Source organism: Bradyrhizobium sp. UFLA05-125 (assembly GCF_059803515.1).
In genome coordinates this window covers 78,402-103,400 of sequence record NZ_JBANBJ010000019.1, presented here as the reverse complement: position 1 = coordinate 103,400, position 24,999 = coordinate 78,402, and the positions used below count along the sequence as shown (strand labels likewise).

Here is a 24,999-nt window from a genome sequence, read left to right as displayed (position 1 = left end):
TCAAGGCGGGGCATCCAGTACGCCGCGGCCTATCGATTCAATCACAGCCGTCTCGCGGTACTGGATAGCGATGACAGCGAGAGTTGTGCCGCTGTTCTGCGGTCAATGAGTCCAGGCCAGCGCGGTGACGATCGCCGACGACAGGTTCAGCTCCGCAAACATGATCTTGCCGGCGACCACGAAGAGGACGCTGGCAAGGGTCAGGCGCAGCACCGTCTCCGGCACGCGCGTGGCACTGAAGCTGCCGAGCACGATACCGGGCAGCGAGCCCATCAGCAGCACGCCCATCAGCCCCCAATCCACGTCGCCGAGCGCCCAGTGTCCGGTGCCGGCCACCAGCGTCAGCGGCACGGCGTGTGCGATGTCGGAGCCGACGATGGTCGCCATCGGCAGGCGCGGGTAGAGCAGGAGCAGCACGGTCACGCCGACCGCGCCGGCACCGACCGACGAAATCGAGACCAGCACGCCGAGCACGACACCGGTGACTACGGTCGCGATCGCCGTGGTGCGCTCGTCGACGCCTTCGAGCGTCCTGCGATAGCGCTCCATGATCGCCTTGCGGAAGATCAGCGAGGTTGCGGTGAGCAGCAGTGCGAAGCACAGCACCAGATTGACCAGGCCGCGCTCGGCGTCGCTCTTGAGATCGAGCTTCCACAGCACGAACAGGGTCAGCGCGCTCGCGGGAATGCTGCCGCATGCAAGCCGCAGCACCGCAGGCCAATGCACGCTGCGCGACCAGCCATGCACCACGCTGCCGCCCGTCTTGGTGCCGGCGGCGTAGAGCAGGTCGGTCCCGACCGCTGTCGACGGATGAACGCCGAACAACAGGATCAGCAGCGGGGTCATCAGCGAGCCGCCGCCAACACCGGTCATCCCGACGAGCAGGCCGACGCCGAATCCTGAAGCGACGTAGAGCGGATCAATCATGTCTGGCTGGAATCTAGGTTTATCTCGTCTGCAGGGCAATACGACGTAGAATAAACTTCCCCTGAACTGCAACTCCTTGGGCCAAATAAGAAAAATCGTGCTGTAGGTGGGTGACGAGGGGGTATTTTGCCCAATTCCCCACCCTTCCGCGAAATGGACGTTTCGGGGCGGAAGGCGATCCAGGTGAAGGATTTTGCATAAGCCGGTTGTTGGCCGGCGCGGGCAGCAGCCGGTGCTAGTTCCCGAACGCCAGCACATGCAGGCCGAGCCGCTGCCGCACGATCCAGAACAGCAATACGGTCTCGAAGGTGAGCGAGATCGACGTTGCGGCGGCCGCGCCATAACCGCCGAAGCGCGGCACCAGTGCGATGCAGAGGATGACGTTCATCACGAAGGCCAGCGCGTAGGCGAGCGCGCAGATCTTCTGGTGGCCGAGCATGTTGAGGAGGCGCTCGACCGGGCCAATCGCCGCGCGCACCACGAGCCCGACCGCGGCGATGAACATGATGTCGTAGCCGATCACGAATTGCGGTCCGAACAGCCAGAGCAGCGGCTTGCCGAGTGCCAGCAGCACGGCGGTTGCCGCGAGCGAGGGCCAGAACGTCCAGCTGATGGCGTGCGCGACATAGGCCGACAGACGGTTCTTGTCGCCGAGCGCGTTGTACTCGGCGAAGCGATGTGCCGTCGTCGCCGACATCGCGTAGTGGATGAAGGATACCAGCGCCAGCGTCTTCACGACGGCGAAATAGACGCCGACCTCGTCGGAGGGGCGGAATTGCTGGAGCACCAGCACGTCGGTGTAGGACAACAGCAGGTAAAAACTCTCGACCAGCAGGATCGGCAGCGAGATCGCAAGCCAGCCGCTGATATCGTAGGCCTTGGGGCCGTCCTCGACGTAATCAGCGAGCTTGCGGTTCAGCGCCACCATCTGGCCGGTCATCGCGATCCACACCGCGGCCGCGCTTGCCGCCATCGCAGCGGTCGCGCCGAGATGAAAGCCGAACAGGAAGGCTGACGCGGTGATGCCGATGATCAGCGCCTGGCGGATGATGAATTGCGGCATCAGGCCCAGCTGCATCCAGTCATGCGCGCGGGCGATGCCGTCCTGAGTGTTGGCGACGACGAAGGCTGGCAGCGTCATGCAGCCGATGAAGAGCGGCAGCCGCGCGGCCGGATCGATCCATGGCGAGAGCAGGAAGACGATGCCGGCCAGCGCAAGCGAGACCAGGGTCGAGACGACGAAGGTCAGCCAGCGGCCGCCGGAAAGAAAGCCGCGCAGCAGCGCATCCTCGCGGCTGGTGCGGTATTCCGGGATGATCTTCTGTGCGGAAGCCGAGATCCCGAAATCCATCATGCTGCCGAGCAGCAGCACCCAAGTCCAGACGTAGACGTAGACGCCGTAGTCCGACGTGCCCATCCAGCGCGCCAACAGGATCTGCGAGAGATAGGCAAGACCTGCGCTGATCACGCGGATGAGGAATATGGTGCCCGCAAGCCGCCGTGTCAGCGTCGCCTCGCTCGTGCTACCGCCCGCGCCGGTCAGCCTGGCACGCAGCCGCGCGATGAGGCCGACAGGCTCACGCGTTGCAGGTTGTGCGTCCATCATGGCCACGTCGAAGATCCCCTGCGCCCCGCAAGATGCGGCAGGGTTTGGCGTAGCAACCATTCGTTAAGAAACGGTGCCGTCCGTCATTCCGGGGCGATGCGCAGCATCGAACGCGGAATCCAGAGGTGGTGGCGCGGAATTCCGGGTTCGCGCTACGCCCGCCCCGGAATGACACCTCGGCTCAATTCAGATTGACATTGAACTCGTACGCCTTCTCCGGCCCCACCAGCGTGAACTTCAACGCGGCGCCATCGGGCTTGGCGCCGGGCGGCAGGCCATCGAGCTCGAAGGCGAAGCGCTTGACGCCCGCCGTGCTGTGCTCGACCGGTGAGGGGATCGGAAGCGCCCAGTCGGGCGTCGGCCCCTCCACGAACAGGTTGACGTCGCGCCCATCGGGCGTGGCCACGTCGACCAGCACCTTCGTCGCACCCTCGCGCTTGACGTCGCGGATCGTCAGCGGAGTGGGATCGCCGATATTGGCGGGCTTCGGCACGGTGTCGAGCGCCGCGAACAGCGCACCGTCCTCGGTCGAGGCGACGCTGTTGAAGCCGAGTTCGGCGCTGGCATCAACGGGGATACAGAGCTTTTCGCAGACCGCGTAGTTGATCTCGGCGCGCAGGATCACCGGTTTGTCCGGGGCCTTGGCGACGATGCGCAGCGGCAGCACGATCTGGTCGTGATAGCCGATCGAATGGCCGCCGGCGCCGTCGTCAAATTTCAGCGGCGCCGGCCACATCACGGTCACAGCTTCGACATTTTCAGACTTGGAGAAGTCGAACCGCGGTGGAACGCCGGAATCGCCGGGCGTACGCCAATAGGTCTTCCAGCCGTGCTGAAGCTGGAATGCGATGCCGCCGAGCAGCACCGGGCCGCTGCGCGATCCGGCCAACAGGCGCACGGCGGAATGGCCGTCGCGCTGCCAGGGCGAGGCGTCGTCAGCGCGGACACTCGAGGGCTGCGCCGAGACGAGCAAGGCTGCGGCGACGATGGTCGCAGCGAGCTTGGGAACTATGGTGAGCATGGCACGTCTTTACAGGGTCGCTGCGGTGCAAACCATTGAATTGCTTGTGATGGATGCATCGGAATGAGGCTTGGGAATTAGACTTCGGAGTTAGGCTTGGGGAATTCGGGCTACGCAAGCCTTGATTTGACAGCGGGCAAGCCCGACATCAGGATATGAACCGAGAGGGGAGTGCTTCACCGATGGGTTCTGCAGGCAAGAGAACTGGCGACAGCACCCCGGCGGCCAGCCCCGCCGTCCCCAATTCGGCGGGCTATCTCGACGGGCGGCTCCTGATCGCCATGCCGGTCATGGGCGACCCCCGCTTCGAACGCTCGGTGATCTATCTCTGCGCGCATTCTGCGGAAGGCGCGATGGGCATCATCGTCAATCATCCCGCCGGCAGCATCGATTTTCCGGAGTTGCTGGAGCAACTCGGTATCATCAAGAAGGGTGCGCAAATCAAGCTGCCGGAGAACGCCGAGAGCATGAAGGTATTGCGCGGCGGCCCGGTCGATACGGGTCGGGGCTTCGTGCTGCATTCCAGCGACTTCTACATCGAGAACGCGACGCTGCGGATCGACGATGGCGTCTGCCTCACCGCGACAGTCGACATCCTGCGCGCGATCGCCAACGGCTCCGGCCCGAAGCATGCGATCCTCGCGCTCGGCTACGCCGGCTGGGCGCCGGGTCAGCTCGAAACCGAGATCCAGAGCAACGGCTGGCTGCATTGCGACGCGGATGCGGATCTGATCTTCGGCGACGACGTCGAGGACAAGTACGCCCGCGCCTTGCGCAAAATCGGCATCGACCCCGGCATGCTCTCGAACGAGGCCGGGCACGCGTAGCGCTTGATCGTCGTCCCGGCGAGCAGTTGTTGGGTCGCTGGTAAGCGCCAGCTCTCGCCAAGCCATTTCCAGTGGTAATGGGTTCTGGCGCTTCGCTTGTCCAGGACGTCAGCGCAGTATGTGGCTACTCCGCCGCCTGCTGCACTGTCGGCTCGGTGCCTGCCACGGTCGCACGGCGCATGTCGCGGGGCTGTGACTGGTCGTAGCGGCGGACGCGGTGCATGGTCTGGCGGTTGTCCCACATCACGAAGTCATGCAGCTTCCATTTGTGGACGTAGACGAATTCAGCCTGCGTCGCGTGCTCGTTGAGATCGCGCAGCAAGAGCCGGCCCTCGGGCACGCTCATGCCGACGATCTTGCCGGCATGTGAGGACAGATACAGCGACTTGCGACGGTGCACCGGGTGCGTGCGCACCAGGCGCTGCAACACCGGCTTGAACATCGCCTTCTCCTCGTCGCTATATTCGGTGAAGCCGAGCGAGCCGCGCGAATACATCAGCGAATGCTCGCAGATCATATCCTCGATCTCCGCCTTGGTTTCGTCACCGAGCGCGTCATAGGCTGCGCGCATGTCGGCAAATTCGGTGTTGCCGCCCTTCGCGTTCACCACGCGCGCTGACAGCAGCGAGAACTTTGCAGGGATCGGGCGAAATGAGCTGTCGGAATGCCAGAGGCAATTGCCGAGATTGAACAGATGCGTGCGGCTGTCCTTCGCCAGCGGCTTGCCGTCCTTGCCGAGATTGCTGACATCGTTCAAGCCCGAACTGAGGCGATAGTCCTTCTCCTTGGTGACGGTGCCGCCGCGCGCATCCTCGCGCTGGCCGAAATTCAGCGCAAAGGCCATCTGCTGCTCGTCGGTGACGTCCTGGTCGTGAAACACCAGCACCGCGTATTCGTCCATCGCAGCCTCGATCTGTTGCGCCTCATCCCTTGTGAGCGGCTGGCGCAGATCGAGGCCCGAAACCTCGCCGGCAAAATGCTTCTGAAGCTGCCGGATAGCGATCGTCATTGCGATTCTCCTGGTGTTCTCCCGGGGCCCGCGGGCGGTTTGTCCGCTCTGTTGGTGAAAAGGCTATCCCCGCGCTTGCCGATGTCAACGCTATGCGCGCATGGCTCTCACGCGTTCCGCGCCATCAAGCCACCGTCGACCGGGATCACCGCGCCGGTCAGGAATGACGCTGCGGGCAGGCACAGGCTCAAGGTCATGTGCGCGACTTCCTCAGGGTCGCCATAGCGGCCAAGCGCGGTGCGGCGCTTGGCGTAGATCGTCTTGTGATCTTCCGGAATCCGGTCGGTGATCGCGGTGCGGATCGGCCCTGGACAGATGCAGTTCACGGTAATGCCATCGCGGCCAAGCTCGACCGCGAGTGAGCGCGTCAGGCTCGCAACGCCGCCCTTGGCGGCTGAATAGGGGCTGTGCAGCGCGGTGGCGCCGAGCGCCTCGGAGGACGCGATGTTGACGATGCGTGGGCTCTTCGATTTGCGCAGATGCGGCAGGGCCGCGCGGATGATGCGCGGATGCGCCGTCAACATCACCGCGATGCCCTTGGCCCAGGCGTCTTCGTAACCTTCGTCGTCGATCGCGACGCGCACGGAAATGCCGGCATTGTTGACGACGATGTCGAGCCCGCCGAAATGCGCAGCGACGTCGCCCACCACGCGGCTGATCTCCTTGGTGTTGGCAACATCGAGCTTCCACGCCTCGGCAGAGCCGCCGCTCGCGGTGATCTCCCTGGTGACGGCCTGCGCACCATCCGGGTCGTAGTCGGTCACAGCGACATTGGCGCCTTCAGCGGCGAACACGCGTGCCGTAGCGCGTCCCATGCCGCTTGCCGCGCCTGTAATGAGAACGGTCAATCCCCTGACCGATCGGCTGAGCTGCTTGAACTCTGGCATGCTGTTTCCCCGAGGCCTGCATGTTTGTTGTTGTGAGATTGACAAGGCTGGCATCGATCCCCACACACGTCAAACAAAGCAAAAGCAAAGGGAGGCCGCGATGAACGAGCTCGATTTCTCAAGTAAGCAAGTGCTGGTCGTCGGCGGTTCCAGCGGCATCGGCAACGGCATCGCACAGGCCTTTCGTGCCAAGGGTGCGCAAGTCGCGGTCTGCGGCACCCGCGCACATGCGAAGGACTATTCAGCGGAAGAAGGCTCGGATCTCGCGGGTCTGGCTTACGCCCAACTCGATGTCAGCGATGCGAGGGGGATCGAAGCGTTCAAACCGTCGTTCGAACGTCTCGACGTGCTGGTGCTGGCACAGGGCGCGGTGATCTATCGCCGCGGCGAATTCGAGATGGCGGGCTTCCGTAGGGTACTCGAAGTCAATCTCATGAGCCTGATGGCCTGTGCCACGCGCTTTCATCCCATGCTGCGGGATTCGGGGGGATCGCTGATCATCGTCTCGTCGACTGCGGCCTATCACTCCACCATGGGCAATCCGGCCTACAACGCCTCGAAGACCGGCGCTGTCGGATTGACTCGGACGCTGGGCGAGGCCTGGGCCGGGGACGGCATCCGCGTCAACGGAATCGCGCCGGGGCTCGTCGATACCAAGATGACCAAAGTCACGACATCCAATCCCCAGCGGCTCGAGGGCGCGCTGTCACGCATTCCGCTGCGGCGATTGGGCACGCCGGCGGATATGGCGGGCGCGGCCTTGTTCCTGGCTTCGCCATTGTCGTCCTACATCATCGGCCAGACGATCGTCGTCGACGGCGGGCTCATTCTCTAAGCGACGATGCGGAACCGCGCCGCGCCTGATCGGTTACTTCGGCTGACCCCCGAGGAGGACCAACATGGACAACGATCGGATTGCCGGATCAGCCAAGGAGTATGCCGGACGTGTCGAAGGTGCGGTCGGTGAGATGACGGGAGACGCGAGGACGCAGGCCTCGGCCAAGGCGCGCGAAGCGGCCGGCACCGTGCAGAACCTGTACGGGCAGGCCAAGGATGCCGCGCGCGATGCCACGGATACCGCTGCCAGTTACGCGAAGGACGCTTATGACGCTGGCCAGGATACGTTCCGCGACGGGACGCAGGCACTTGCAAAGAGAGTGCGGGACAACCCATTCGGCGCGCTGCTGGTCGCCGGTGGCGTCGGCTTTGCGCTCGCGCTGTTGATGTCGCGGCCAGCCCGCCGCCCGCCGCCACGCTGGCGCTACTACAGCTAACCTAGTCGAGACGACTATCGCGGCGGATTACCCCAGAATTCCGCCGATCGCCCAATGCTGCCCGGCGGACGTGGGATCGCTGGATTGAAATTGGGGTTGCGCGGAGGCTGCGGTGCCAGTTGACGCGGCGACGGCGAGCCGAAGCTGAAGAAATCGCGCAGCGACGGCGCTGCCTGCGCCGGTTGCTGCACCGGCGGCTTCTTCGGCGCGGGCTTTGGCGGCGCGATCGCGGCCGCAGCGTTCGGCGCAGACCCCGCATTTGGATTAGCGGCGCCGCTCTCGGGCGTCGTCGTCGCGACCGGCGTATCACCCTTGGCCTGCTCGCGACCGACCTCGCGCCGTGGCCAGGCATAGTCGTCGGCGCGGCCTGCCGGCGCCGTCAGCGGCTCGCCCTTCACCAGCGTCTTGGCCGCGAGTGCATCGACGGCGGCCGGACGCGATCCCGGTCCGCCCAGCAACTGATCGGTGGAGATCGAGGCCGCAACCAGCGGCACGATCGGCCCCGCAAGCGGCCGCGGCGGGGGCTTGCCGGGCTCGGCGCTGGTATCGGGTGTTGCCGGCTCGCTCGGTAGTGCAATCGGGCCTGAGCGCCCCGCCAGCAGGCGCGTAATCTCGCGCTCGACATAGTGTGCGAGCTTGCGTGCGCCAGCCTTGGTGAAATAGACGCCATCAGAGGTGCGGAGCTGACGGATCTGGCCTTCGAAGTCGGGGCCCTTCTGGAGGAAGCGGCCCGCTTCGTCGACAAAGCCGTCCCAGACATCGACATAGGTGATGCCGGCCTTGGCTGCTCCTTCGCGATAGAGCGAATCCAGGAACAGCATATCCGCCGTGCCCTTCGGACCGCGGATCGCGGGCAGGCCGACCCAGAGCACCGGCACGCCCCTGGACTTGAGCACGCCGATCAGCTCCTCGATCTTCTTGCCGTAGAGCTCGACCCAGCGGTCGTCGCGGAATTCATAGAGCCCATTCGGCGAGCGTGCGGTCTTTTCCGGCGCCGCGGTCTGCGGTGCATCGGCACTGTCGACGTCGTCCTGCGGCAGGTCGGTGTCTGCTGGCTTGTCGTCGGGCTTGGCGGCGGCATCCGTGCCGGCCTTGGTGTCGGTTTTGGCGTCGCCCGGCTTGCCTTGCGGCTTGGCGCGCGCGCCCTTGTCATTCTTCTTGTCCGCAGGCTTGTCGGATTTGTCCGCCGCGGGCTCGCGGATCGCCAGGCGGTCGTTCAGGCCGAGCATGACGACGATGACGTCGGGCTTCTCAGTCTCGAGAATGCCCCTGGCCGCGGCGGCCCAGTCCGAGGGCTCACCCTTCGGCTGGTACTTGATCAGGCCGGACGTGGTCTTGTGCTTGCGGATCACGCCCATGTCGGGCTGCTCGGTATAGGCGTCCTCAAGACCGTAGGCGAGCCAGTCGGCCATGGCGTCGCCGATCACGAGGACATTCTTCTCAGCAGTCGTGTCGCGCTTGGCTGGCGCGGGCGCGCGCGAAAAATCCTGGCGCGGGGCCTGTTGTTGCTGAGGCTGCTGGAATGGCGCGAAGAAGTCGCCGCCGAACCAGCCACCACCACTGCGCGGTGGCGCAGAACGCTGCGGCGGACCGCCGAAGCCGGGGAAGTTGAAGAACTGCGCCGACGCAGGGCCCGCGACCGACACCATGATCGCAAGCGCCGTCCCCAGCGCGATTAACGGGCCGGTCTCGGTCAACGCCTTGAAAAATGATTTCGGCTTCGACATGCGGGTCTGGAGGCGCGCGCTACGGTTTCGGAATAGGCTCGGTATAATAACGGAATCGGGCCGCAAACGGGCAGATTTGATTGCGCCATACACCGGGGAACTGCCGCCCTCGTCAAGGGCGGAGGCCGGATTTCGTGCTCAGGGTTACTTTCGGGACGGATTTACCGCCCGCGCAGCCGTTCCAGCACGTCAGAGGACGCAAATCCGTCCGCGGGAGCCCCGATCGAGGCCTGGAAGTTGCGCAGGGCGTCGCGGGTCTGGCCGCCGAATTGGCCGTCGGGCGTGCCCTTGTAGAAGCCGCGCTGGGCCAGGAGCTGCTGCAATTCCAGCCGCTCACCGCGGGACAGCTCCCGCTCCTGCCGCGGCCAGGGCTGCACGAAGGGCTGGCCACCCCGCAGCCGGTCGGCGAAATGGCCGATCGCCAGCGCGTAGGCCTCGGCCGGGTTGTACTTCATGATCACGCGGAAATTCTGCAGCATCAGGAAGCCCGGCCCTTGGGCGCCGGCAGGAGCCAGCAGATAGGCCTTTTCGGCCGGGTGCGGGAAGGGCTGGCGGGTGGCGCGGGTGATCCCGAGCTTCTCCCATTGCGTGATCGTCATCGCCTTCGCCCGGTCGGCCAGCATGTAGTTGAAGTCCTGGGGCACCACGACCTCGTAACCCCAGCTCGCGCCGCTCTGCCAGCCGTCCTTCTTCAGATTGTTGGCTGTGGAGGCGATCAGGTCGGCCGGATTGTCGACCACGTCGCGCCGGCCGTCGCCATCGGCATCCACCGCAAAGCGCTTGAACGCAGTCGGCATGAATTGCGTCGGGCCGAACGCGCCGGCCCAGGAGCCGCGCATCTGCTCAGGCTGCAGATCGCCATGGTTGAGGATTTCAAGCGCGGAGAGGAACTCATCCCTAAAATAGGCCTGGCGGCGGCCGATACAGGCCAGCGTCGCGGTGGATTGCAGCACGCTGCGGTCACCCATCTGGGTCGAGTAGTTGGATTCGATGCCCCAGATCGCCGCGACGATATAGCGGTCGACGCCGTAGGCCTTCTCCGTGGCGTCGAACTGCGTCTTGTACTTCGCGAGGATCTCCTTGCCCTTGGCGAGGCGGTTGTCGTTCACGAGGATGTCGAGATAGTCCCAGATCGATTTGGTGAACTCCGGCTGCGAGTCCAGGAGGTCCATGATACGCAGGTCCGGCGTGAGTCCGGCGGTGAACCGCTGAAAATTCTCCTGCGTGATGTTGCGGCGTGCGGCATCCGGCCACATCGATGCAACGCAATTGTCAAAATTGGCGGCGGCTTCCCGGATCGCGGCTGCCGTCATCAGGGGATGGCCGGAAGCGCCGTCCTCGCCGCTCCAAGACTGACTTCCTGCCTGCGCGCCGCCCGAACCGGGTGCAGGTTGCGCGGGCGATGGATTGGAGCCGGAGAAAATGCCGCCGAACAGGTTCGACAAGCCGTTTGATCCCTGCGCGCGCGTTTGAAGCGGGAACAGGAGGGCGGCCGCAACCAGAGTTGCGCCGGTCATTCCTGCAAGTCCTGCCATCGATCGCGTCATGTCTCACCTGTGCGGCCAAAATCCGGCTGCAGGAGGCCCTTGTTACGGTTGCCAATACCTTAACAAAGGTGAAATTTTGCAGACGGCATTTTCCTTTGAATCCCCGGGGCAGGGGCCCAACATCCGCCTTTGTTACCGGCTGCAAACCGGCTAGCAAGATGTCATTGCTCCAGCCCGCACGTCCCAAGGTATTCGATCAATCCCATGAAAATCCGCAAAGCCGTATTCCCCGTCGCCGGCCTCGGCACCCGCGTGCTGCCCGCCACCAAGGCGATGCCCAAGGAAATGCTGACCATCGTCGACAAACCGCTGATCCAGTACGTCTATGACGAGGCGAGAGAGGCCGGCATCGAGCATTTCGTCTTCGTCACCGGGCGCAACAAGAACGTCATCGAGGACCATTTCGACCGCATGTTCGAGCTCGACTCTACGCTTGCCGCGCGCGGCAAGAAGGCCGAGCAGGAAGTTTTGGCGCAAAACCAGCCCGAGGCCGGCGCGGTCAGCTTCACTCGCCAGCAGGCGCCGCTTGGCCTCGGCCACGCGGTCTGGTGCGCGCGAGACATCGTAGGCAACGAGCCGTTTGCGGTCGTGCTGCCCGACGAGCTCGTGCTCAACACGCCGGGCTGCCTGAAGCAAATGATCGAGGCTGCAAGCCAGCTTGGCGAGAAGTCCAACGTGCTCGCGGTCGAGGCTGTGCCCGACCATCTCACGCATCAATACGGCATCTGCGGCGTGGGAAAACGCACCGGCAAGATCTTCGAGGTTGACGGCATGGTGGAGAAGCCGCCGAAAGGCACCGCGCCCTCTAATCTGTCGATCACCGGCCGCTACATTCTGCAGCCCGAGATCTTCAAGATCCTGGAGACTCAGGAGCGCGGCGCCGGCGGTGAGATTCAGCTCACCGACGCCATGATCGGACTCGCCAGATCTCAGAAATTCTACGGCGTCGAGTTCGAAGGCGAGCGCCATGATTGCGGCTCCAAGGCCGGCTTCCTGCGCGCCAACATCGCCTACGGCCTGAAGCGCCCCGAACTGCGCGACGGCCTGCTCGCGGAAATGAAGAAGTATCTGGGCGGATAGCGTACGCTATCTCTCGGTGCCTCCCGACGTCGTCCCGGACAAGCGCAGCGAAGCGGAGCGCCGATCCGGGACCCATAACCACAGGGAGGAGTTTGGCGAAGACTCGCTAACCGGCAGCTCGCGCCACAACCACTCCCTGTGGTTATGGGTCCCTGCCTCCGCCGGGAAATGACGGCAGTGTAGCGACAGCTCACGCCACCAGCGACAGCTTTGGAATGTTCGCAACCACGGACTGGTTGCGGCCGCCGGCCTTGGCGGCGTAGAGCGCCTTGTCGGCGGCGGTCACCAGGATGGACCAGTCCATGCCGGCCGTGGGGACGAGGCTGGCGATGCCGCAGGAGACCGTCGTGCTCGCCTGGTCGTCGGACCAGCCCTGCACCTTGCAGCGGATCGTCTCGGCGATCTTGAGCGCGGCGGCTTCCGAGGTGTCCGGCAGCAGCACGGCAAATTCCTCACCGCCATAGCGTGCGGGGCAATCGCCGGCGCGGCGCACGGAATCGGAAATGCAGATGGCGATGCCGACCAGCACCTGGTCGCCGGCCTGGTGGCCGAACGTATCGTTGTAAGCCTTGAAGTGATCGGCATCGATCATCAAGAGGGCGACCGGAGTCTTCTGGCGCATCGCGCGCCGCCATTCGACGTCGATCACGGAATCGAACTTGCGGCGATTGCGCAGGCCCGTGAGGGCGTCGGTGGTCGCCATTTCCTCGAGCTTGTTCTCCGCCTTGGCGCGCCGGCCGATCTCGCGCGCAAGCACCGCCGTCGAGCCCAGCACGAACAATGCGAGCACCAGCACCACGGCGCCGATGCGCAAGGCTTCCTTCTGCCAGAGTTCGAACACGGTGCCGAGCGGCTTGCCCGCGACGACGAACAGGGGGGTGGTGGTACTGCTGCTGCGGACATAGAGGCGCGGCGTCGTATCCACCGGGCCCTGTCCCGCGAAAGAACCGCCTTCCTTCAAATTGTCCGCCTTCCAGCTCTGCCGGTCGGCTAAATTTCTGCCGATCACGTCGAGATCGAACGGCCGCCGCATGATGATGGTGCGGTCGCGCTTGAGCACGGTGATGGTGTCCTGCGGATCGAGGCTCAGCCGCTCGAACAGCTCGTGGAAATAGCTGAAGCGGATCGATCCGGCGACGACGCCCATGAAGCCGCCGTCCTGATCGTTGACCCGCCGGCTCAGCACGATGGCGTAGGCGCCGCGAAACAGCATCGGGCGGCTGATGAACAGCCCTGCATTGGGGTTGTCGCGGTGAACCCTGAAATACTCCTCGTCGGCGCGGTTCTCCGCAACCGGGTCGAGCGTGGATGCGTCGATGGTCAGCTTGCCGTCGGCGTCGAACACCTGAATGGCGCCAAAATGCTTGGCGGTTGTGGCGTGGTCGAACAGGATGAGCTGCCGGATCGATTTGCTGACCGTCCCGATCTCGGGCAGCAGCATGTTGCTGGCCACCGCTTTCAGCGACAGGTCGTAGATCTCGATGTTGCGGCTGATGTCGGCCTCGATGGTCGTGGCAAGGTTTTCCAGGGTCTGGCGGGCAAGCGCCTCCTCGCCGCGGCGCATGTCCAGCATCACGTTGACGCAAATGGCAGAAAAGCCGATCACCGTCACGACCGACGAGATGATCAGCAGCTTCGCCGAGATCCGCCACGGCCGCCGGGCCGTGCCTTCGCGCCATCCAGACAGCATCACTTGCTCCCGACACTAGTGGATGCGCCTGAAATCTTGAGTAGTCTTTAAGGTGGGACGCCGGTGCCGCAATCAGTTAAGGAATGGTTTCCGGGGCTAGCGCTTTTCGGCAAGGGCGGGACCCCGATGAACGATCGAGGACGACGGTGAACGACTACGATGCGTTGCGCGATTACCTGAAGCGGCAGAAGCAGATGGAGCTCGTGCTGAGCTTTGACCAGATCGAGGAGATCATCGGCGCTGCTCTGCCGCGCGCAGCGCAACGCGCGTCCTGGTGGGACAGCCTGCGCAGCCCCGACATCCAGATGCCGCAGCGCGAAGCCTGCCTCGCGGCGGGCTTCACGGCGACGCGGATGCCGGACGGCAAGAGCGTGCGGTTCAGGCGAATGCCGAGCGAGAAGCGGCGCTACTAAAGCGCGATGAGATTGAGTTGAATCGTCATCGCGCTTTAGGTTGTTGTTTGAGCATGATCTTTTCGGAAAACCGCTTCACACTTTTCCTGATCATGCTCTAGCTCGCCGCTTCCAGCCGCACTTCCGTGAGTAGCCGCATCGCGGCGTCGGCGTCCATCGGCTCGCCGAAGGCGAAGCCCTGTGCGTATTCGCAGCCGAGCTGGTAGAGCTCGACCGCGTCCGAATCGGTCTCCGCGCCTTCCGCCACCACGTCCATGCCGAGATCGTGCGCCAGCGCGATGATCGATTTCAGGATCACGGGGCGGGTACCGCGGCTCGTGGTGCGCACGAAGGACTGGTCGATCTTGATGGTGTCGAACGGGAAGCGCTGGAGATAGGCGAGCGAGGAATGGCCGGTGCCGAAATCGTCGAGCGATAGCCCCGTGCCGAGCTCGCGAATCCGCGTCAGCATTTGCGCCGCGTGCTCCGGATTCTCCATCACCAGCGATTCCGTCAATTCCAGCTTCAGCGTGCCGCGTGCGACCGAGGAGCGCGACAGCACGGTGCGGATGTCGTGGATGAGGTCGTGGCGGAGCAACTGCCGCGAGGAGACGTTGACGGATGCGAAGATCGGCTCGCGTGAGCGCATCGCGCGCTGCCAGATCGAGAGCTGCTTGGCGGTCTGGTCGAGCACGAACAGGCCGAGGTCGACGATGAGGCCGGTCTCTTCCGCAATCGTGATGAATTCCGACGGCGACATCCGTCCGAGCTTGGGATGATCCCAGCGCGACAGCGCCTCGAAGCCGGCGATGGAGCGATCTTCCAGCCGCACGATCGGCTGGTAGAGGATCGTCAACTCCTGCCGCTCGATGGCGCGGCGGAGCTCGCTTTCCAGCGTCAGGCGGTCGGTCTTCCGCGCGCGCATCGCGGGCTTATAGACATCGATGCGATCGCCGCCGATGCGCTTGGAATGATACATCGCAAGCTCGGCATCCTTGATGATCTCGTCCGTAAGCTGGACTTGCGGATCGGAAAGCGCGAGGCCAATCGAGGCGGTGAGGAAGATCTCGCGGTCGTTGAAGGCGATCGGCGCGCGGATCGTCTTGCGGATGGTCTCGGCGAAGGCGGTGATGCGGGCCGGATCCTGTTCCGACAGCAGGATCAGCGCGAACTGGTCGCCGGCGAGCCGGGCCAGCGTATCCTGCGGCTTCAGGATGCGGGTGAGGCGGCGGGCGAGCGTGAGCAGGATGGAATCGCCGACCGCGATGCCGACGGAATCGTTGACCTGCTTGAAGCGGTCGAGATCGATCACCATCAGCGTCGGCCGCAGCGTCGGCATGGTCTTGGCGAAATTGGCGACGGCGCCGAGGCGGTCCATGAACAGCTTGCGGTTGGGCAGGCCGGTCAGGTTGTCGTGCACGGAATCGTGCAACAGTCGCTCTTCGGCATTGCGCAGCTCGGTGACGTCGGTGAGCGTGCCGACGACGCGCGAGACCTCGCCGTCGGAGCCGACCACGGGACGTGCCTTGAGCGCGAACCACATGAAATGGCCGTCCGGCGTGCGCAGGCGGAAATCCTGCACCAGGCGGCCGCGGCGCTGGTCGAGCACGCTGTCGAGCGCGGCACGGAAGCGATCCTGATCGAGCGGATGCAGCACCTCCAGCCAGGTCGCAGCCGGCCCTTCCAGCGTGCCGCGTTTCAGGCCGAGCAGCGCTTCGGTCTCGGGGCTGGTGAACACCTTGTCGGCGGAAACGTCCCAGTCCCAGATCAGATCGCCGGAGCCGGCCAGCGCGAGCGCACGCCGCTCGATGTCGGACACGACGCCGGTGGTGGCGCCGCCGCCCGCGAAGGCGTGCTGCATGACCGTGAAGCCGATCAGCATCACGATCAGCACGAGGCCACCGAGCAGCGCGGGTCCGACGATGTCGTTGGTCACGGAACCTGCGACCGTCATGCCGGCCGCGACCACCCAGATCACGAGCAGGAACCAGGTCGGGATCAGCAGCACCGCGCGGTCAAAGCCGTGGGTCGAGAGGTAGACGATCAGCGCAAAGCCGGCGAAGGCGATCAACACCAGCGACATGCGCGCGATGCCGGAGGCGACCGCCGGATCGAACAAGGCGAGCGCGACGAGCGAGCCCAGGAAGGCGAGCCAGCCCACCGTGATGTGCGAATAGCGCACGTGCCAGCGGCTGAGGTTGAGGTAGGCGAACAGGAACACCAGCAGCGTCGCGGCCAGAATCGCTTCGCCCGCCGCGCGCCAGATGCGCTCGGCGTTGTTCGACATGTCGAGCACCTTGCCCCAGAAGCCGAAATCGACGCCGATATAGACCAACACCGCCCAGGCGAGCGCGGCGGCTGCCGGGAACATGATGCTGCCCTTCACCACGAACAGGATGGTGAGCACGAGCGCAAGGAGGCCCGAGATGCCGATCACGATGCCCTGGTAGAGCGTGAACGAGTTGACCTTGTCCTTGTAGGCCTCCGGCTCCCACAGATAGAGCTGCGGCAGTTTGTCGGTGCGCAGTTCCGCGACGAAGGTGACGACGGAGCCGGGGTCGAGAGTGACGCGGAAGACGTCTGCGGTCGCGCTCTCCTGGCGTTCGGGCCGGTCGCCGATCGAGGGCGTGATGGTGGCGATGCGCGACAGCCCGAGGTCGGGCCACAAGAGGCCGGACGAGACGATGCGGTAATGCGGCGCGACGATCAGGCGGTCCAGCTGGTCGTCGGTGTTGTTGGCGAGCGCGAACACCACCCAGTTCTGGCCGCCCTCGCGGGCGCGCACCTCGATGCGGCGGACAATGCCGTCAGTGCCAGGCGCAGTGGAGACCTGGATGCGGTCGGCGTCGCTGCGCTGGTGCTCGAGTACAGCGGTGAGGTCGATCGCGGGCGCGTCGCTGCGGACGCTGACGGCATCAAGCGCGCGTGCAGGCGACGCGGCGACAAGAATCATGAGGCCCAGCGCTATGGGCGCGAGGCACCTGATCAGACGCAAGGTCAGTTCTCCGCGTTCGACGCAAACTCTTCAGTGCTAAGCGCATTTCCGAACGGAACGAGATGGTTCGGCGCTTCGCGATAGATGCCACGAAAGCGAGGAAAATCAAAGGGTTTCCGCCTCGCTTGCGGGTCGTGCGGGCTAGACCTCCAACACAATTTTGCCAATATGTGCGCTCGTCTCCATCCGCCGGTGCGCCTCAGCTGCCTTTTCCAGCGGGAAAGTGCTGTCCATCAGCGGTTTGATGCGGCCTTCGCGCAAGAGCGGCATCACCTCGGCCTCGATCGCGGCCACCATCGCCGCCTTGTCCGCATTACTACGGGGGCGCAAGGTCGAGCCGGTATGAGTGAGGCGCTTCACCATGACCTTGGCGATGTTGACGTTGACCTTGGGGCCGTTGAGGGTTGCGATCTGCACGATGCGGCCGTCGACGGCGGCGGCATCATAGTTGCGGTCGACATAATCGCCAGCGACCATGTCGAGGATCAGGTTGGCGCCGGCGTTGCCGGTCTCCGCCTTGACCACGGCGACGAAGTCCTCGGTCTTGTAGTTGATGGCGCGGTCCGCGCCGAGTTTGAGGCAAGCATCGATCTTGTCCTGCGAGCCGACGGTGACGACCACCTTCGCACCGAACGCTTTTGCAAGCTGGATCGCCATGGTGCCGATGCCGGAGGAGCCGCCATGGATCAAGAGCGTCTCGCCGGCCTTCAGCCCGCCGCGCTCGAACACATTGTGCCAGACCGTCATCAGGGTTTCCGGCAGCGCGCCGGCTTCCTTGATCGACAGCGCTGGCGGCACGCTCATCGCCTGGGCGTCCTGGGCGATGCAGTATTGGGCGTACCCCCCGCCGGCGACGAGCGACATCACCTTGTCGCCGATCTTGTGCCGCTTGGCGTTGCTTCCGACCGCGACCACTTCGCCCGCAACCTCCAGCCCCGGCAGGTCGCTGGCGCCAGGCGGCGGCGGGTAGGCGCCGGAACGCTGCGCCACGTCGGGCCGGTTCACGCCGGCGGCCATCACCTTGATCAGGATCTCGTCTGGACCCGGCTGTGGCAGCGCACGCTGCTCCGGCACCAGTACCTCAGGGCCGCCGGGCTTGGAGATGGCGACCACGGTCATTTGCGCAGGCAGCTTTTCCATGATTTGTCCTTGATTATCCTTGGGCCGCAGGACGAACGAGGCAATTGATTAGCCAGCGGGCCACGCGCTGGCAACCGCTTCGGCTTCGGTTGTGATGGAGGAGCGACGATGGCGATGGACGACGACGACCGGCCGCGCAAGAAGATCAGCCACGAGATCGGACAGGACCTCTCACTGTTGTCGGTCGAGGAATTGACCGAGCGTATCGCGCTGCTGAAATCCGAGATCGCAAGGCTCGAGGAAGCGGCAACCAAGAAGCGTGCCTCGCGCGACGCCGCGAACAGCATTTTCAAGTCGTAGCAAAGCCTGCAGTCCTCATCCTGACGAGGAGCGGCTGAAGGCCGCGTCTCGAATGATGGCCGCGGGAGCCCGGCCTTCATGGTTCGAGACGCGCGCGATGCAGCGCTCCTCACCATGAGGATCGGTAGTCCGCCCGCTGGAGCCGCCGTCTCTGAAACGGTTCCGCAACCCCGTCGGCCAATGGCCGACATGGCTAACGAACCCTCAAAAAAATCGTTCGTTTACGGTCGATTAAGCTTTCGCGTTTATGACTGGAACCGTCCTCGTTTGGACACCGAGTGGCTCCTGTCCACTCTGTTTGACGCCTCCCTGTTATCAACTTTCAAAGCCGCCGGTCTCCGGCGGCTCTTTTTTTGCGCCTCACCTGTCCCGCCTTGGTGCAATCAGGCGCGGAAACCATAAACGCGGTTGCTGCTGGACTTCGCGAGGCGCCCGCGCAATGATTTGTTCATCATAAGCCGGCGCCAAAGCCGGATGGTAAACAGTTGCGTAAGGGGCGTTAACCATGGAACGTTTGCAAGCTGACGGCGCTCTCGTTCAACTCAGCGAACGGTTCACCAATTCGGCGGCGTTCAGTGCATTGTTCCGCGAAGGCATGGATCTGGTCGAGGAGACCGCCGCCTATCTCGACGGCGCCGGCCGTACCGAGGCCAAGGCGCTCGACCGCGCCGTCAGCCTGACCTACGCCACCGAAAGCATGCGTCTCACCACCCGTCTGATGCAGCTCGCGTCCTGGCTGCTGCTGCACCGCGCGGTGAAGGAAGGCGAGATGACGCTGGTTCAGGCCAACCGCGAAAAGACCAAGGTCAAGCTGACCGCGGCCGATCCCGGCCCCACCGACACGATCGAGAAGCTGCCGCAGCAATTGCAGGACCTGATCGCCCGCTCGATGAGCCTGCAGACGCGCGTGCGCCGCCTCGACACCAGCATCCACACCCCGCCGGCGGACCGCATGCCGATCGGCAATCCCCTGGTGCCCCAGCTCAACGCACTCAAGGCCGCGTTCGAGGGGTAAGCCGATTCATTGTCATTCCGGGGCGATGCGCCAGCATTCGAACCCGGAATCTCGAGATTCCGGGTTCGGTCTTGTGGACCGCCCCAGAATGACCGCTCGCAAACAAAAACGCCCCTGGTCTCCCCAGGGGCGTTTTTTCGTCGCGGCCTGATTGGCCGGATCAATCCTTCTTGAGGAAGCCCGAGAACTTCTTCTGGAACCGGGAGACTCGGCCGCCGCGGTCCATGATCTGGGCGGAGCCACCGGTCCAGGCCGGGTGCGACTTCGGGTCGATGTCGAGCTGAAGCTTGTCGCCTTCCTTGCCCCAGGTGGAGCGGGTCTGGTACTCGGTACCGTCGGTCATCACGACGGTAATCGTATGATAATTCGGGTGAATCTCGGCTTTCATGGCAATTCCTCGGCGCCCCGGCGCCTCATTGAGTGGCTAGCGAATGACGGATTTGGGCGGCTCTATACCCCACGAAACCTCGCAAAACAAGCCATTGCGGGATGAGCAACCGGGCTTGCCCCTAAGGGACATCCCGGATTTGCTACTACCTTTGCACCGGCCTATTGGAGCGGACCAATCCAATGGGTCGGATCTCATGAGCGCAGTGGAACGGCTTGATGACCGGTACGTCGATCAGGGCAAGATGAAAGCCGCGGACACCCCTTCGATCGAGGCCGAGCTGATCGAGCAGCCGGCCAAAGGCCGGGCAAGGCTACGGCCGCTGATGGCGCTTGCGCCCTATGTGAACCGCTATCGCGGACGTGCCGCGCTTGCCTTCGTCGCGCTGACGATTGCCGCGCTGACCACGCTTTTGGTGCCCGTTGCGGTGCGGCGGATGATCGACTTCGGCTTCACGCCGGAAGGCATCGCGCTGATCAACAGCTACTTTGCGGTGATGATCGCAGTCGTCGCAGTGCTCGCACTGGCGAGTGCCGCGCGCTACTACCTCGTGATGACGATCGGCGAGCGCATTGTTGCGGATTTGCGCCGCGACGTGTTCGGCCATCTGCTCTCGCTCTCGCCGACCTTTTTCGATAGTGCGCGCAGCGGCGAGCTGGTCTCGCGGCTGACCGCCGACACCACCCAGATCAAATCCGCGGTCGGCGCCTCGGTGTCGATCGCACTGCGCAACATGATGATGTTCCTGGGCGCGGTCGCGATGATGGTGATCACGAGCCCGCGCCTCTCCGGTTTCGTGCTGCTCGCCATTCCCCTGATCGTGCTGCCGCTGGTCGCCTTCGGGCGCTGGGTGCGGCGGCTGTCGCGCAATGCGCAGGATACGCTCGCAGACGCCTCGGCCTACGCCTCCGAGCTGGTCGGCGCCATCCGTACCGTGCAGGCCTATACCAGCGAGAAGCTCGCCGCGAAGCGCTTTGGCGGCGAGGTCGAACAGGCCTATGAGGCGGCACGCACCTCGACGCAGGCGCGCGCGGTGCTGACCGCCATCATCATCTTCATCGTGTTCACGAGCGTGGTCGCGATCCTCTGGATCGGGTCGCATGACGTCCTGATCGGCTCGATCACGCCCGGCCGTCTCGGCCAGTTCGTGCTCTATGCAGCATTTGCCGCGGCCGGCCTTGGCCAGCTCAGCGAGGTCTGGGGCGAGGTCGCGGCCGCTTCCGGTGCCGCCGAGCGTCTGTTCGAGATCCTGCATGTGCAGCCGGAGATCACCGCACCGGCGATGCCGCGTGCGCTGGCGTCGCCAGCGCGCGGCGAAGTCGGCTTCGACAGAGTGAGCTTCGCCTATCCGGCGCGGCCTGACGTCAAGGTGCTCGACAGCGTCTCGCTCAACGTGCGCCCCGGCGAGAAGGTCGCGATCGTCGGTCCTTCCGGCGCCGGCAAGAGCACGCTGTTTCACCTCCTGCTGCGGTTCTACGATCCGATGCTGGGCGCGATCGCGCTCGACGGTGTGCCGGTCAGATCGGTCGATCCGCGCGAGCTGCGTGCGCGCATCGCGCTGGTGCCGCAGGAATCGGTGGTGTTCGCCGCCACCGCCCGCGAGAACATCCGCTTCGGCCGGCCCGATGCGACCGACGCCGAGGTCGAGCGCGCCGCCGAGCTTGCGCATGCCGCCGAGTTCATCCGCCGCCTGCCGGAAGGCTTTGAGACGTCGCTCGGCGAGCGCGGCGTGACGCTGTCCGGCGGCCAGCGCCAGCGCATCGCGATCGCGCGCGCGATCTTGCGGGATGCGCCGCTGCTGCTGCTCGATGAAGCAACGTCGTCGCTGGATGCGGAAAGCGAGACGCTGGTGCAGACCGCGCTGGAAGAGCTGATGAGCCATCGCACGACGATCGTGATCGCACATCGCCTCGCGACGGTGCTGTCATGCGATCGCATCCTGGTGATGGACCAGGGCCGGATCGTCGAGCAGGGCTCGCACGCCGAGCTGGTCGCGGCGAACGGGCTTTATGCGCGGCTGGCGAGGTTGCAGTTCGAGGGGGCGTGAGGGGCCTCCACCGTCGCCCCATTCTCGGTGTCATGACCCGCGAAAGCGGGAGGTCCAGCATTCCACAGACAGTGCGAGGATACGGAGGCGCCGCGGCGCACTGGATGCCCCGGTCAAGCCGGGGCATGACAGCAGAGGGAGACGGGGCGGCTCGGAAACGGCTAACTCTCGCACCCCAAAGCAAAACATCGAAAACAACCCCATGCAAAGTAGAGCGACGACGTTGGGGAGGTCGCCGCGCCTACGGCTTCCATTCCATCCTTAGCACCGGCCGTCCCGAGGTCGGGTTCACATCACCTCCCGCATGGGCAAAGCCGCTGCGCTCGTAGAAGCGGATGGCGCGGGTATTGTCCTTGTTGACGAGCAGCGTGACGCCGGTTGGCGCGAGGCGCTTGGCCTCATCCACCAGAAGCCGCGCGGCATCCGAGCCCCATTGTCCGGGATCGACCACGAGCTGGTCGAGATAGCCTTCGTCATCGATGGTGACGAAGCCGATCAGCGCGCCATCATCCTGCTCGGCGACCCTGATCTCGGCTTTCGGCACCAGGTCCTTGCGCCAGCGCTCGCGCCACCAGTCCAGCCGCGCCGCGAAGTCGATCTGCGGATAGGCCTGCTGCCAGGTGCGATGCCACAGCGCGATCGCCGCCGCCTCGTCCTCGGCGCGATAGGGGCGGAGGTGGAAAGTGCTCATCTGGCAAAGACCGTCGTGCCCGGGCTTGTCCCGGGCATCCACGAAGAGCCGCGCGTGAGGAAGCAAGAACGTGGATGGCCGGGACAAGCCCGGCCATGACGATGTGGCCTGCACCGTGCCTGCCTGACCACTACCGCTCCGTCAGCTTCAGCTCGATGCGGCGGTTGCGCTTGAAGGCGTCTTCGGTGTTGCCGGTATCGAGCGGCTGGAATTCGGCAAAGCCGGCCGCGACCAGGCGCTCGGCGGGCACGCCGAGCGAGATCAGGTATTGCACCACCGAGATCGCGCGGGCCGAGGACAATTCCCAGTTGGACTTGAAGTTGGCGCCGCTGACCGGCCGCACGTCGGTGTGGCCGTCGACGCGCAGCACCCAGGGAATCTCGCTCGGGATCTTGCCGTTGAGCTCGTTGAGTGCGCTTGCCACCGTGTCGAGTTCGACGCGGCCCTCGGGCAGCAGCGTTGCCTGGCCGGTGTCGAAGAATACTTCGGACTGGAACACGAAGCGGTCGCCGACGACGCGGATGTCGGGGCGGTTGCCGAGGATGGCGCGCAGGCGGCCGAAGAATTCCGAGCGGTAGCGCGACAATTCCTGCACCCGCTGGGCCAAAGCCACGTTGAGGCGGGAACCCAGATCGGCAATCCGTGTCTGCGATTCCTTGTCGCGCTTCTCGGAGGCGTCGAGCGCTTCCTCAAGCGCCGCCAGTTGCCGCCGCAACGCGCTGATCTGCTGGTTCAAGACCTCGATCTGCGCGAGTGCGCGCGCGGACACCTGCTTCTCGGAATCCAGCGCCTTGCTGAGCTCCGTCGTCTTGCCCTGCGCGTCGTTGCCGGCGTTCGCAAGCCCTTCATAGAGCCCCTTCAGGCGGTCGCGCTCGGTCTCGGCCGAGGCGAGGCCGGCCTTGAGCTGCGAGACCTGGTCGTCGAGGCTGAGCTTGCCGAGTTTTTCCAGCGACAGCAGCTCGTTGAGCTGGGCGATCTTGGCATTGAGCTGCTCCAGCGCCTTGTCCTTGCCGGTGACCTCCTGCGACAGGAAGAACTGCACGACCAGGAAGACCGAGAGCAGGAACACGATCGACAGCACCAGCGTCGACAGTGCGTCGACGAAGCCGGGCCAGTAGTTGAAGGGGCCTTCGCTGCGGCGGGCGCGTGCAAGAGCCATTCGAATTACTCCGCTTTCGTGTCCCGGGCGCGGGTAGCGCGTGCAACGCTGCTCCGCAGAGCCGGGACCCACATCTCAAGTAACGCTGTGTCCCGGCTCAGCGACGCATCATTTCATGCTGCGTCTCGAACGGGGCACCAGACCGTTTCAACTTTTCTCCGGCTGGCGCGCGAGGCGCTCGAGCAGGCGGCGGATCTCACGATTTTGCTCGCCTTGGCCGTCGGCCCATTCGCGGATCATCTGCTGCTCGGTGCGCATATGCGAGACCAGCGCCTGGATCGCCTCGGCAAGGCTCGCCATCGCCGCGGTCGTGCCGCGGCTGCCGCTGCCTTCCTCGAGCACCGAGCGCAGCCGTTCCACCGCTGCCTGGAGCTCGCCGGATGCCACACCGCCGCCGCTGGCGACAGCCACGGCCTCGCCGCTGCTATACTCGCGCACGGTGGTGGCGAGCCAGTCTTCGAGGTCGGTGTAGAAGCGGTTCTGCGCCTGGCTCGATTGCAGGTCGAGGAAGCCGAGGATCAGCGAACCGGCGAGGCCGAACAGCGAGCTGGAGAACGAGATACCCATGCCGCCGAGCGGGGCGGCGAGGCCTTCCTTCAGGGTATCGAAGAGAGCACCGGCGTCGCCGCCGACCTTCAAACCGTCGATCACCTTGCCGACCGAGCCAACGGTCTCGATCAGGCCCCAGAAGGTGCCGAGCAGGCCGAGGAAGACCAGCAATCCGGTCATATAGCGGGAGATGTCGCGGGCCTCGTCCAGGCGGGTCGCGATCGAATCGAGCAGGTGCCGCATGGTCTGCTGGGTGATGCTCATGCGCCCAGACCGCTCGCCGCCGAGGATCGCCGCCATCGGGGCCAGCAGTCTCGGATGGCGCGACGGCGCAAGGCCGGGATCCGCGATGCGGAAATTGTTGACCCAGGAGACCTCGGGATAGAGCCGAATCACCTGCCGGAACGCCAGGATGATGCCGATGAACAGCACGCCGCCGATCAGGGCGTTCAGCCCGGGATTGGCGAAGAACGCGGTGATGATCTGCTTGTAGAGCACGACCCCGACCAGCGAGCAGAGCACCAGAAACACCAGCATCCGCACCAGGAACACGCTGGGGGAGGACAGTTTGATGTAGTCGTTGTCCATGGGGGAGCGGGGCGAAGTGCCAGGCTTCATGGCCGATGTCATCCGTTGCGAAACCCAAATTACGGCCAGCACTATGGCACAGAGCCAGCCCAAAAAAAGCGGGAAGGGGCCGATTTCAGGGGTAAGCAGGGAACCTAAAG

At 64.7% G+C, this 24,999-nt stretch carries 22 protein-coding genes; 8 read left to right on the top strand and 14 right to left on the bottom strand.

All coding sequences use genetic code 11. The features are described from left to right. Window positions 1-102: 102 nt before the first annotated feature. From SO156_RS19055 to SO156_RS19045, 3 genes are all read right to left on the bottom strand, one after another. A complete protein-coding gene (locus tag SO156_RS19055; RefSeq protein ID WP_458150002.1) occupies window positions 103-927 on the bottom strand; it encodes a sulfite exporter TauE/SafE family protein in 825 nt (274 codons plus the stop codon). A gap of 235 nt (window positions 928-1,162) precedes the next feature. After that, the gene (locus SO156_RS19050; protein ID WP_498535878.1) at window positions 1,163-2,539 is read right to left on the bottom strand and encodes a lipopolysaccharide biosynthesis protein; all 1,377 of its coding nucleotides are present in this window, start codon (window positions 2,537-2,539) and stop codon (window positions 1,163-1,165) included. 175 nt (window positions 2,540-2,714) lie between these two features. After that, entirely contained in the window at window positions 2,715-3,554 is an 840-nt protein-coding gene (locus SO156_RS19045) for a protein-disulfide reductase DsbD domain-containing protein (protein WP_498535877.1), read from the bottom strand. 182 nt (window positions 3,555-3,736) lie between these two features. On the opposite strand from SO156_RS19045, the gene SO156_RS19040 reads away from it, so the two are divergent. After that, window positions 3,737-4,381 (top strand): YqgE/AlgH family protein, encoded by a 645-nt coding sequence (locus SO156_RS19040; RefSeq protein WP_458150005.1) that lies wholly within the window; start codon window positions 3,737-3,739, stop codon window positions 4,379-4,381. A gap of 124 nt (window positions 4,382-4,505) precedes the next feature. On the opposite strand, the gene SO156_RS19035 is transcribed toward SO156_RS19040, so the two are convergent. Both SO156_RS19035 and SO156_RS19030 read right to left on the bottom strand, forming a co-directional pair. Next, a complete protein-coding gene (locus tag SO156_RS19035) occupies window positions 4,506-5,390 on the bottom strand; it encodes a TauD/TfdA dioxygenase family protein (protein ID WP_498535876.1) in 885 nt (294 codons plus the stop codon). Between the two features lie 107 nt (window positions 5,391-5,497). Next, complete coding sequence (locus SO156_RS19030) at window positions 5,498-6,277, bottom strand: SDR family NAD(P)-dependent oxidoreductase (protein ID WP_498535875.1); 780 nt, start codon at window positions 6,275-6,277, stop codon at window positions 5,498-5,500. Between the two features lie 100 nt (window positions 6,278-6,377). On the opposite strand from SO156_RS19030, the gene SO156_RS19025 reads away from it, so the two are divergent. Then, window positions 6,378-7,112: an SDR family NAD(P)-dependent oxidoreductase gene (locus tag SO156_RS19025; RefSeq protein WP_498535874.1), complete on the top strand. Its 735-nt coding sequence runs from the start codon at window positions 6,378-6,380 to the stop codon at window positions 7,110-7,112. Between the two features lie 64 nt (window positions 7,113-7,176). Then, a complete protein-coding gene (locus SO156_RS19020; protein ID WP_498535873.1) occupies window positions 7,177-7,551 on the top strand; it encodes a CsbD family protein in 375 nt (124 codons plus the stop codon). 14 nt (window positions 7,552-7,565) lie between these two features. On the opposite strand, the gene SO156_RS19015 is transcribed toward SO156_RS19020, so the two are convergent. Then, the gene (locus SO156_RS19015; RefSeq protein WP_498535872.1) at window positions 7,566-9,278 is read right to left on the bottom strand and encodes an SGNH/GDSL hydrolase family protein; all 1,713 of its coding nucleotides are present in this window, start codon (window positions 9,276-9,278) and stop codon (window positions 7,566-7,568) included. A 161-nt stretch (window positions 9,279-9,439) separates the two neighbouring features. Then, window positions 9,440-10,795 (bottom strand): lytic murein transglycosylase, encoded by a 1,356-nt coding sequence (locus SO156_RS19010; RefSeq protein WP_498535871.1) that lies wholly within the window; start codon window positions 10,793-10,795, stop codon window positions 9,440-9,442. 234 nt (window positions 10,796-11,029) lie between these two features. Between SO156_RS19010 and SO156_RS19005 the strand changes: the two genes are divergently transcribed. Beyond that, window positions 11,030-11,905 carry a UTP--glucose-1-phosphate uridylyltransferase gene (locus SO156_RS19005; RefSeq protein ID WP_498535870.1) on the top strand — a complete coding sequence of 292 codons (876 nt, stop codon included), beginning with the start codon at window positions 11,030-11,032 and terminating at the stop codon, window positions 11,903-11,905. Between the two features lie 190 nt (window positions 11,906-12,095). On the opposite strand, the gene SO156_RS19000 is transcribed toward SO156_RS19005, so the two are convergent. Continuing rightward, the gene (locus tag SO156_RS19000; protein ID WP_498535869.1) at window positions 12,096-13,595 is read right to left on the bottom strand and encodes a GGDEF domain-containing protein; all 1,500 of its coding nucleotides are present in this window, start codon (window positions 13,593-13,595) and stop codon (window positions 12,096-12,098) included. Window positions 13,596-13,741: 146 nt separating this feature from the next. On the opposite strand from SO156_RS19000, the gene SO156_RS18995 reads away from it, so the two are divergent. Beyond that, window positions 13,742-14,008: a DUF7662 domain-containing protein gene (locus tag SO156_RS18995; RefSeq protein ID WP_458150014.1), complete on the top strand. Its 267-nt coding sequence runs from the start codon at window positions 13,742-13,744 to the stop codon at window positions 14,006-14,008. Between the two features lie 97 nt (window positions 14,009-14,105). Here the strand turns inward: SO156_RS18995 and SO156_RS18990 are convergent, their stop codons facing one another. Together SO156_RS18990 and SO156_RS18985 are read right to left on the bottom strand one after the other, a co-directional pair. After that, window positions 14,106-16,982 carry an EAL domain-containing protein gene (locus SO156_RS18990; protein ID WP_458150015.1) on the bottom strand — a complete coding sequence of 959 codons (2,877 nt, stop codon included), beginning with the start codon at window positions 16,980-16,982 and terminating at the stop codon, window positions 14,106-14,108. Window positions 16,983-17,123: 141 nt separating this feature from the next. Further along, window positions 17,124-18,122, bottom strand: a complete 999-nt coding sequence (locus tag SO156_RS18985) for an NAD(P)H-quinone oxidoreductase (protein ID WP_458150016.1) — start codon at window positions 18,120-18,122, stop codon at window positions 17,124-17,126. 108 nt (window positions 18,123-18,230) lie between these two features. Between SO156_RS18985 and SO156_RS18980 the strand changes: the two genes are divergently transcribed. Together SO156_RS18980 and rcdA are read left to right on the top strand one after the other, a co-directional pair. Beyond that, window positions 18,231-18,422 carry a DUF1192 domain-containing protein gene (locus SO156_RS18980; protein WP_027521814.1) on the top strand — a complete coding sequence of 64 codons (192 nt, stop codon included), beginning with the start codon at window positions 18,231-18,233 and terminating at the stop codon, window positions 18,420-18,422. Window positions 18,423-18,927: 505 nt separating this feature from the next. Continuing rightward, window positions 18,928-19,437: a protease adaptor protein RcdA gene (rcdA, locus tag SO156_RS18975; protein ID WP_458150017.1), complete on the top strand. Its 510-nt coding sequence runs from the start codon at window positions 18,928-18,930 to the stop codon at window positions 19,435-19,437. A gap of 160 nt (window positions 19,438-19,597) precedes the next feature. On the opposite strand, the gene rpmE is transcribed toward rcdA, so the two are convergent. Further along, window positions 19,598-19,825, bottom strand: coding sequence for a 50S ribosomal protein L31 (gene rpmE / locus SO156_RS18970; protein WP_027521816.1), 228 nt, complete (start codon window positions 19,823-19,825; stop codon window positions 19,598-19,600). Window positions 19,826-20,021: 196 nt separating this feature from the next. Between rpmE and SO156_RS18965 the strand changes: the two genes are divergently transcribed. After that, complete coding sequence (locus SO156_RS18965; RefSeq protein ID WP_498535868.1) at window positions 20,022-21,872, top strand: ABC transporter ATP-binding protein/permease; 1,851 nt, start codon at window positions 20,022-20,024, stop codon at window positions 21,870-21,872. Between the two features lie 241 nt (window positions 21,873-22,113). On the opposite strand, the gene SO156_RS18960 is transcribed toward SO156_RS18965, so the two are convergent. The 3 genes from SO156_RS18960 to SO156_RS18950 all read right to left on the bottom strand — a co-directional run bounded on the left by SO156_RS18960 (window position 22,114) and on the right by SO156_RS18950 (window position 24,889). Then, entirely contained in the window at window positions 22,114-22,563 is a 450-nt protein-coding gene (locus tag SO156_RS18960) for a GNAT family N-acetyltransferase (protein ID WP_498535867.1), read from the bottom strand. Between the two features lie 130 nt (window positions 22,564-22,693). Next, complete coding sequence (locus SO156_RS18955) at window positions 22,694-23,722, bottom strand: peptidoglycan -binding protein (protein ID WP_458150020.1); 1,029 nt, start codon at window positions 23,720-23,722, stop codon at window positions 22,694-22,696. Window positions 23,723-23,869: 147 nt separating this feature from the next. Continuing rightward, a complete protein-coding gene (locus tag SO156_RS18950) occupies window positions 23,870-24,889 on the bottom strand; it encodes a flagellar motor protein MotA (RefSeq protein ID WP_498535866.1) in 1,020 nt (339 codons plus the stop codon). Window positions 24,890-24,999: the final 110 nt, after the last annotated feature.

What these genes read in the sequence shown, in the direction of transcription:
- rcdA (WP_458150017.1), top strand. Translation starts at nt 18,928, where the DNA reads ATGGAACGTTTGCAAGCTGACGGCGCTCTCGTTCAACTCAGCGAACGG.
- SO156_RS18950 (WP_498535866.1), bottom strand. Translation starts at nt 24,889, where the DNA reads ATGAAGCCTGGCACTTCGCCCCGCTCCCCCATGGACAACGACTACATC.
- SO156_RS19030 (WP_498535875.1), bottom strand. Translation starts at nt 6,277, where the DNA reads ATGCCAGAGTTCAAGCAGCTCAGCCGATCGGTCAGGGGATTGACCGTT.
- SO156_RS19020 (WP_498535873.1), top strand. Translation starts at nt 7,177, where the DNA reads ATGGACAACGATCGGATTGCCGGATCAGCCAAGGAGTATGCCGGACGT.
- SO156_RS19000 (WP_498535869.1), bottom strand. Translation starts at nt 13,595, where the DNA reads ATGCTGTCTGGATGGCGCGAAGGCACGGCCCGGCGGCCGTGGCGGATC.
- SO156_RS19025 (WP_498535874.1), top strand. Translation starts at nt 6,378, where the DNA reads ATGAACGAGCTCGATTTCTCAAGTAAGCAAGTGCTGGTCGTCGGCGGT.
- SO156_RS19015 (WP_498535872.1), bottom strand. Translation starts at nt 9,278, where the DNA reads ATGTCGAAGCCGAAATCATTTTTCAAGGCGTTGACCGAGACCGGCCCG.
- SO156_RS18965 (WP_498535868.1), top strand. Translation starts at nt 20,022, where the DNA reads ATGAGCGCAGTGGAACGGCTTGATGACCGGTACGTCGATCAGGGCAAG.
- SO156_RS18985 (WP_458150016.1), bottom strand. Translation starts at nt 18,122, where the DNA reads ATGGAAAAGCTGCCTGCGCAAATGACCGTGGTCGCCATCTCCAAGCCC.
- SO156_RS18980 (WP_027521814.1), top strand. Translation starts at nt 18,231, where the DNA reads ATGGCGATGGACGACGACGACCGGCCGCGCAAGAAGATCAGCCACGAG.
- SO156_RS19055 (WP_458150002.1), bottom strand. Translation starts at nt 927, where the DNA reads ATGATTGATCCGCTCTACGTCGCTTCAGGATTCGGCGTCGGCCTGCTC.
- SO156_RS19035 (WP_498535876.1), bottom strand. Translation starts at nt 5,390, where the DNA reads ATGACGATCGCTATCCGGCAGCTTCAGAAGCATTTTGCCGGCGAGGTT.
- SO156_RS18960 (WP_498535867.1), bottom strand. Translation starts at nt 22,563, where the DNA reads ATGAGCACTTTCCACCTCCGCCCCTATCGCGCCGAGGACGAGGCGGCG.
- SO156_RS19005 (WP_498535870.1), top strand. Translation starts at nt 11,030, where the DNA reads ATGAAAATCCGCAAAGCCGTATTCCCCGTCGCCGGCCTCGGCACCCGC.
- SO156_RS19010 (WP_498535871.1), bottom strand. Translation starts at nt 10,795, where the DNA reads ATGACCGGCGCAACTCTGGTTGCGGCCGCCCTCCTGTTCCCGCTTCAA.
- rpmE (WP_027521816.1), bottom strand. Translation starts at nt 19,825, where the DNA reads ATGAAAGCCGAGATTCACCCGAATTATCATACGATTACCGTCGTGATG.
- SO156_RS18955 (WP_458150020.1), bottom strand. Translation starts at nt 23,722, where the DNA reads ATGGCTCTTGCACGCGCCCGCCGCAGCGAAGGCCCCTTCAACTACTGG.
- SO156_RS19040 (WP_458150005.1), top strand. Translation starts at nt 3,737, where the DNA reads ATGGGTTCTGCAGGCAAGAGAACTGGCGACAGCACCCCGGCGGCCAGC.
- SO156_RS19045 (WP_498535877.1), bottom strand. Translation starts at nt 3,554, where the DNA reads ATGCTCACCATAGTTCCCAAGCTCGCTGCGACCATCGTCGCCGCAGCC.